Annotated in this window: 7 protein-coding genes and 1 pseudogene; 4 read left to right on the top strand and 4 right to left on the bottom strand. The window is 35.7% G+C overall.

Going from position 1 to position 6,538, the window contains the following annotated elements:
• Window positions 1-229: pseudogene (locus tag AC075L_RS18435) on the top strand (hydroxylamine reductase); the annotation flags it as partial.
• 69 nt (window positions 230-298) lie between these two features.
• Here AC075L_RS18435 and AC075L_RS18430 read toward each other — a convergent pair.
• A complete protein-coding gene (locus tag AC075L_RS18430) occupies window positions 299-1,186 on the bottom strand; it encodes an AraC family transcriptional regulator (RefSeq protein ID WP_242857099.1) in 888 nt (295 codons plus the stop codon).
• A 165-nt stretch (window positions 1,187-1,351) separates the two neighbouring features.
• Between AC075L_RS18430 and AC075L_RS18425 the strand changes: the two genes are divergently transcribed.
• Entirely contained in the window at window positions 1,352-2,578 is a 1,227-nt protein-coding gene (locus AC075L_RS18425) for an MFS transporter (RefSeq protein WP_118520841.1), read from the top strand.
• 106 nt (window positions 2,579-2,684) lie between these two features.
• On the opposite strand, the gene AC075L_RS18420 is transcribed toward AC075L_RS18425, so the two are convergent.
• The 3 genes from AC075L_RS18420 to AC075L_RS18410 all read right to left on the bottom strand — a co-directional run bounded on the left by AC075L_RS18420 (window position 2,685) and on the right by AC075L_RS18410 (window position 3,871).
• Entirely contained in the window at window positions 2,685-3,119 is a 435-nt protein-coding gene (locus tag AC075L_RS18420; protein ID WP_019162386.1) for a hypothetical protein, read from the bottom strand.
• Between the two features lie 37 nt (window positions 3,120-3,156).
• A complete protein-coding gene (locus AC075L_RS18415; RefSeq protein WP_242857100.1) occupies window positions 3,157-3,441 on the bottom strand; it encodes a hypothetical protein in 285 nt (94 codons plus the stop codon).
• Between the two features lie 61 nt (window positions 3,442-3,502).
• A complete protein-coding gene (locus AC075L_RS18410; protein WP_055052515.1) occupies window positions 3,503-3,871 on the bottom strand; it encodes a DUF2500 domain-containing protein in 369 nt (122 codons plus the stop codon).
• A 556-nt stretch (window positions 3,872-4,427) separates the two neighbouring features.
• Between AC075L_RS18410 and AC075L_RS18405 the strand changes: the two genes are divergently transcribed.
• On the top strand, window positions 4,428-5,273 hold the full coding sequence (locus tag AC075L_RS18405; RefSeq protein WP_015530080.1) for a MerR family transcriptional regulator: 846 nt from the start codon (window positions 4,428-4,430) through the stop codon (window positions 5,271-5,273).
• A 542-nt stretch (window positions 5,274-5,815) separates the two neighbouring features.
• Window positions 5,816-6,454, top strand: a complete 639-nt coding sequence (locus AC075L_RS18400; protein ID WP_055052516.1) for a DUF1847 domain-containing protein — start codon at window positions 5,816-5,818, stop codon at window positions 6,452-6,454.
• Window positions 6,455-6,538: the final 84 nt, after the last annotated feature.

Raw genomic sequence — 6,538 nt, 5'->3', positions numbered from 1 at the left:
TGGATGTTCTGTAAATGAGCTTCCGCTTTCCTTCGTTCTCTCCTGGTATGAACAGAAGGCAGTCTGCATCCTGCTGACACTTTTACACTTAGGTATCAAAAACATCCGTCTTGGTCCTTCTCTTCCAGCGTTCCTGTCTCCTAATATTCTAAACTATCTGGTGGAAAATTATGGTATTGCACCTATCACCACACCGGAAGAAGATATTAAAACGCTGATGAATCATTAAAATAAATTTTTCAAAAATCTTCGCAAATTAACAAAGCCGATACAGGATTCAAAAATACCCGCATCGGCTTTATTTATGGGTCTGAAGACTCGGATCTGCCGACAACAATTTTAAACATGTGCAACGATATTCTGATGGGGTTAAATGATAACGTTTTTTAAACAATCTGCAAAAATAATCAACGTTATGAAATCCACTTTCATAGGCAATTGTTTTTACTTTTTTATTCGTATTTTTCAATAACCAGGAAGCTGCCTGAAGTCGATATCCTATCAGATAATTAACCGGTGTAGTATGTAAAAACCGGTGGAACAAATTAAGTGCAGTACTTTTACTGATTCCTATATGCGAGGAAATTTCATCCAGAGACAAATTATGATTATAGTTTTCATGTATATATTGCATGATTAACTGTACTCTTTTCTGTGCAACTTCATCAACTGTCTGTACATTTCCTTTATCAGATAACTTTACATTTTCATAAAAAGTCAGCCATAAATCCTGCATCAAAGCCAAAGTAGCAAGTTCTCTTATTTTCTCATTCCCCTGTATTTCCATTATTTTTATCATAGTTTGTATAATCTTTGTCTGCCATAGTTCATCAGTCTGAAAACGCTGGAAATATATATTCGATGAAATGATTGGCAAGATATATTTCTTATAGATCAGGCTGTTCTCCGGTGCAATAAATTCCGGCATACATACAAAGTTAGGAATGATACCACCTGATGATGCGTAAAAACGGTGCAATATTTTAGAATTAATAAAAATTGCTTCTCCTTCTGACAATATAATCTGTTTTTCTCCTATTCCGCATGTAACTTGTCCGGACTCCACATATAAAAACTCAAATTCTCTGTGCCAGTGCCACTCAATACAATGAAAATCAAACAATTCCAGATTATCATAATAATACTGGAATGGATAGTCACTGCTTCCATGCTGTTTAATTTCCATGAACTCCTCGTCTGTAAGTATCTTATTATATATTTTATTACAATCCATCTCCATATCACATTCTTTCTTTTTTACGATATTATACAGTATTTCTACAATTTAATTCAATGTATATATCTAATATTTGCTATATAATCAAGCAAAAAAAAGAAAAGAGGTATTCTTATGATTTTTAAATTGGGGAATTCTATAAAAAAAGCTGACTACCATAAGACAAAACTTGCCTGTTATATGGGCTTTATCACACAGGCTATTGCTGCAAACTTCGCACCGCTTCTTTTTTTGAAATTTCACAGTGACTACCATATTTCTCTCGGTAACATTGCTCTGATATCCACTTTCTTCTTTTTCACACAGCTTCTGGTTGACCTGTTCTGTGCCAAATTCGTAGATCATATCGGATATCGTGTGTGCATTGTTACATCAGAAATATTTTCTGCACTGGGTCTGCTTGGACTGGCATTTTTACCTGATTTTTTACCTGATCCTTTTATTGGAATTATATGTAGTGTTATTGTTTATGCCATCGGAAGTGGTTTAATAGAAGTACTTTGCAGCCCTATTATCGAGGCCTGTCCGTTTGAAAACAAAGAAGCAACTATGAGTCTGCTCCATTCCTTTTACTGTTGGGGAGCTGTTGGGACAATTTTGATTTCCAGCTTATTTTTCCTGATATTTGGAATAGACAACTGGAAATGGCTCGCCGTAATATGGGCAATCATTCCTGCAGTTAATACTTATAACTTCATGACCTGTCCCATTGAACATCTAGTTGACAATGGTTCCGGAATGGGAATTAAGAATCTGTTTTCCAAACCATTTTTCTGGGTTGCAATATGTCTGATGATCTGTTCCGGAGCTTCTGAGCTTGCAATGGCTCAATGGGCTTCTGCTTATGCAGAAGCCGCACTGGGATTGTCAAAAGCCCTGGGAGATTTAGCAGGTCCATGTATGTTTGCAGTAACAATGGGAATCAGCCGTATAATTTTTGGAAAATATGGAGAACAGTTAGATTTAATGAAGTTTATGGGTGGTTCAGGCATATTATGCGTTGTCTGTTATCTACTTGCCGCTTTGTCATCCAGCCCGATTATCGGTCTTATCGGTTGTATTGCATGTGGATTTTCAGTTGGAATCATGTGGCCTGGAACAATCAGTATTTCCTCAAAAACTTTTCCAACAGGTGGAACGGCTATGTTTTCTCTTCTTGCCATGGCAGGAGATTTAGGTGGCAGCATTGGACCTGGAATTGTTGGTCGTATCACCCAGAATGCCGGAAATAATATTAGGATTGGCATGGGATTCGGACTTATTTTTCCAGTAATTCTATTGTTTATGTTATTCCTGCTGTATCGAAAAAAATCCATACAGCCCCAGATATCAAAGCATTGATGAACCACTAAAAATACCTCCAAAGTAACAGATTTTTATATTTAATCTGTCTGCTTTAGAGGTATCATATCATGCTATTTGCAAAGCATTGAAATCCGGAAGTTGATTAATAACCCCAATTGATTATTTCCCAACTCTTTTTATCTGCTGTTTTCACTAAATACCATTGCCAGTTGGCGTATGTATCATTAGGATTGAACCCACCATCTCCACCTTTTTCGTCTGTATCAAAGATTGATAATACCACAATAAGTTCTTGGTTATTCTCTTTGTGATACTTCTCAATTTCTTCTGCAAATCTGTTTTCAACATCCTCGTCATAGCGAAGTTCAGCAAGTGTGCAACCTTTAAAATCTTTTGCAAATTTTTTCTCTATGACATCAAACGCTTCATTGATTGAATTTTCACCATAGAGTGCAGAGTAACCAACAACACGATTAACATTTGATACATTTCCTCTATTTCCAGTTAATACAAGGACTGTTGCCACACCTGAAATTACTAATACAGCACATATCACACTTATGCTTTTCTTCTTCATACAATCACATCCCTTTGTCAAATCCCGAGTTGTATTATCACTTATCTTTATCTTTTTTTTGAAAATCTTTTTTATATAACCATTGTCTTGTTTTGGCTTCCGGAGCAAAAATAACTGCTTGATGTTCACTGGAAAAAATCTCATTATAAGTACATGCTGAATGGTCTAAAACACACTTCCAATCCATATTCTCATCCTGAAAATATCGATTTAGTTGATTCAAAAATTTCTTTGCTTTTTGCATATAAATGACATTCATAATTGGATTATAATGTTCTCCCTCTATTACAGGAATTTCCCATACTAAACAACACGTTTTCATTTATAGATCCCTCCTTGCCAAATGCATGACTCCTCAATTTCCTGAGCAATAAAACTTGAAGTTACCTTTCAAACGCTAAGTATCTCGTTCCTTGAAAAGTCAATCTTCCTGTATCTCCTTCTGCAAGCATTCCATATTCTGTTCCTGACACCTGAAACTCCATTCTATCTCCGCTTTCTGTCTGAAATGTCACATAATACATTGTGTTTGTTGTAGTATGGAATCCGTGTGCTCCACTCGCATCCCCTGCATTTGCATGTTGATGATGTGTAATATTTTCTCTCTTTGCAATAATAACAGCTGACACGGTTGATCTAGGTGACTGATTATTCCTATTCCACGTAACAATTCCCTGCCCCAGAGAAAAAACAATAATACCAATCACAATAATAAAAATGATTGGAACTATAATACTCATCAGATCAAACATTTTCTAATTCACCTCCATAACTTCCGATTGAGATTTCACCTGTTTTAAGAGATTTAATAACTGTTATATTTTGTTATTAAATTCTCTGTAAACCCTTGAAAACACTGGATTTGTCGCAGGTGAGCTTTCCCTTATTGTTTCCCTTGTGTTATATCGTCCCACCAGTGTTTACGAACTCTGATAAGGGCAAATACAAGGGCAAGAAAATCCTATAAAACAGTATAACACAAAATAAAAGTAACATGGTGAACTGATTGAAATGTTTCGATTTGTATTTCTGTTTGTTTTAAAAATGGACAACTCCTATTGGAATTGCCCACTCATTGCACTAATTATGCGATTTTTTCTTGCTTGCACCGATTTCTGCATCAATTTATGTAAGTTTGATGTAAATCGCTGTTTTTTTTAGTTTTTTATCAAATGAAGTACGTCCCGTCTATTTGGTGAAACGGTACATCTTTAGTTTTTTGATAAATTTTTGATAAATGCTTGACTGTAAACCTTGTTTATAGCTTATTATTAAGTAAAATAGAGTTGCTCGAAAGGAGGGCATAATATGACTATAAAAGACGTAGAAGAGCGAACAGGTTTATCCCGTTCTAATATCCGTTTTTATGAAAAGGAAAAACTTATTGAGCCTTCGAGAAATGAAAGTAATGGTTATAGAGATTATTCTGAAAATGATGTGGAAAATATAAAGAAGATTGCATATTTACGTACATTGGGAATTTCTATTGAAGATATACGAAGTATTATATCCGAAAAAGTAACATTGCAAGAAATGCTTGAGAAGCAAAAGGAAGTATTAAAAAATCAGATTACTGATTTGAATAAGGCGAAACTCATGTGCGAAAAAATGCTGGATGAAGAAAGTATTAGTTATGAAAAATTACAGGTAGAACAATATGTAACAGATTTGCATGACTATTGGAAAGATAATCGAACTGTTTTCAAACTGGATTCCGTCAGCTTTTTGTATATATGGGGAAGTATGCTTACCTGGACTATGATTACCGCACTATGCTTGATTATTGGGGCTTTGTCTTATTCTAAGTTGCCGACAGAAATTCCAGTACAATGGAGTAAAGGAGTGGCAACATCCCTAGTTAATAAAAACTGGATTTTTATTTGTCCTGTTATATGTATCATAATCCGTTATTTATTAAAACCTTTTATCTATGCGAAATTGCAGATGAACAATTATTATGGAGAAATTATAACAGAGTATTTAACAAATTATATGTGTTTTATTGTGTTGTCAGTGGAAATCTTCTCCATACTTTTTACTTTCGGAGTGGTAAAAAGTGTTGTTGTACTGTTATTTGTGGACACGGCAATTTTTATTGGATTGTTAGTAGTTGGTTTGGTAAAAATGGATTTGAGAGGGAAAGAAGTTTTATGATTCAAATTTTATATTTCAGAAATAACAATAAGATACTATTTTTCCCACGCCTACTATGAGAACGGCGGCTATGAGATAGAAATTGCATATACTGGCGAATAAAAGAACCGCTGTTGCATGGTTTATTGGCTTCCATGTAGCTGGTATTCGGCTGAGGTATTGAAAGAGCTGGGATTGAAATGAGGGAAGTGGATAAATGTTTTGATTGACGAAATAACCTATACATGATAGTATAAATCCAAAGATGATGGTCTATCAGAGAGACTGTTATATATCTTCAAGTTTAAAAAGATAATTTTCAATAATTTTTCAAAAATCAGAATCGACAATTCATGACAAATCAACCCTGAATCGAGGAACGTTTCTCATAGAAAAGAACTACAAAAAATAAGAAAATAAAAACGGAAAGCCATTGTCTGTAGTATAAGTATTTGTTATTATGAAGTAAATAGAGGATATTTTACAAAGTAAAGCTTAATCTAGAGAATCTGCCAGTGGCAGGCCTCTGTAGATACCAAGGTATACAAAAGGAGAATGAAAAAATGAAAAAAGAAGACATGTCCTGTATCGACTGCGCAGTAAAAAACTGCAGCAAAATGGATAAAACCTATCCGGATTTCTGTCTGACAACACACATGGATGAAGAAGTTCTAAATGAAGCTATGGAATGCTACAATGAAGACGAAAACCGCAAAGTAACAATCGCTGCAGCTGAAGTAGAGTATGAGAATTACTGCAAACATACCCGTGTCGAAGAAATCATGGATTTTGCAAAGAAGATTAATGCGAAAAAGATCGGGATCGCAACCTGTGTCGGATTGTTGAAAGAAAGCCGTATCCTGGCAGATATCCTGCGCAGACATGGCTTTGAGGTGTATGGTGTCGGCTGTAAAGCCGGAACACAGAAGAAGACATCGGTCGGCATCCCGGAATGCTGCGAAGGTGTCGGTGTGAATATGTGTAATCCGATCCTGCAGGCAAAGCTTCTGAACAAGGCGAAGACGGACCTGAATGTTGTGGTCGGACTTTGCGTGGGGCATGACAGTCTGTTTTACAAATATTCCGAGGCACTGACTACGACAGCAGTGACGAAAGACCGTGTATTGGGGCATAATCCGGTGGCGGCGCTTTATACTGCGGATAGTTATTATTCGAAGTTGAAGAAGTGTGAAGAAGAGTAATATTTCTAATTTGGGCGTTTAAAGATACATAAAGATATCCCAGTGAATTAAAAACTTTATCCTCACACGACTGAAGTCGCGTGC

It is taken from the genome of Blautia sp. ZXY-1-B12, from assembly GCF_056339915.1.
Note: the sequence above shows the minus strand (reverse complement) of the source record. Positions and strands in the feature narration are given on the sequence as shown.

Coding starts and splice junctions, on each gene's coding strand:
- AC075L_RS18430 (WP_242857099.1), bottom strand. CDS start 1,186: ATGGAAATTAAACAGCATGGAAGCAGTGACTATCCATTCCAGTATTAT.
- AC075L_RS18425 (WP_118520841.1), top strand. CDS start 1,352: ATGATTTTTAAATTGGGGAATTCTATAAAAAAAGCTGACTACCATAAG.
- AC075L_RS18420 (WP_019162386.1), bottom strand. CDS start 3,119: ATGAAGAAGAAAAGCATAAGTGTGATATGTGCTGTATTAGTAATTTCA.
- AC075L_RS18415 (WP_242857100.1), bottom strand. CDS start 3,441: ATGAAAACGTGTTGTTTAGTATGGGAAATTCCTGTAATAGAGGGAGAA.
- AC075L_RS18410 (WP_055052515.1), bottom strand. CDS start 3,871: ATGTTTGATCTGATGAGTATTATAGTTCCAATCATTTTTATTATTGTG.
- AC075L_RS18405 (WP_015530080.1), top strand. CDS start 4,428: ATGACTATAAAAGACGTAGAAGAGCGAACAGGTTTATCCCGTTCTAAT.
- AC075L_RS18400 (WP_055052516.1), top strand. CDS start 5,816: ATGAAAAAAGAAGACATGTCCTGTATCGACTGCGCAGTAAAAAACTGC.